The 394-nt window shown below is 34.3% G+C and carries 1 pseudogene; it reads right to left on the bottom strand.

What is annotated here, in order from left to right:
- Positions 1-394: pseudogene (locus EHH60_RS36960) on the bottom strand (hypothetical protein); the annotation flags it as partial.

Here is a 394-nt window from a genome sequence, read left to right on the forward strand (position 1 = left end):
CCACAAATTCCATAGCCTACCAATTCTACCTGTTTGATATTTCTAAATTGAGAAGCAAATTTTTCACAAAGTTTTTGTGCACTTTTTTGATCTTTATCTTCTATAAGAACTCTTAAAAGGCGTTTAAATGGGGGGTAAAGATCTTTTCTATTTTCTAACTCATCTTTTAAAAAAGCATCATAATTCTCTATATACCTTTCAAAAAAAGCTCTATTTTTTGTTTGCAAAAGTACTCTTGCTTCGCCTTTACGCCCTGCCCTGCCTGCAACTTGCATAGCTAAAGCTAAAGTTTCTTCACTCGCTCTAAAACTAGGACGCAACAAATATTCATCAAGCCCTAAAATCACACTCAAATCCACACTATGATAATCATGTCCTTTAGCAAGCATAGAAG

The organism is Bradyrhizobium sp. RP6 (assembly GCF_003837805.1).
Classification (GTDB): Bacteria; Pseudomonadota; Alphaproteobacteria; order Rhizobiales; family Xanthobacteraceae; genus Bradyrhizobium.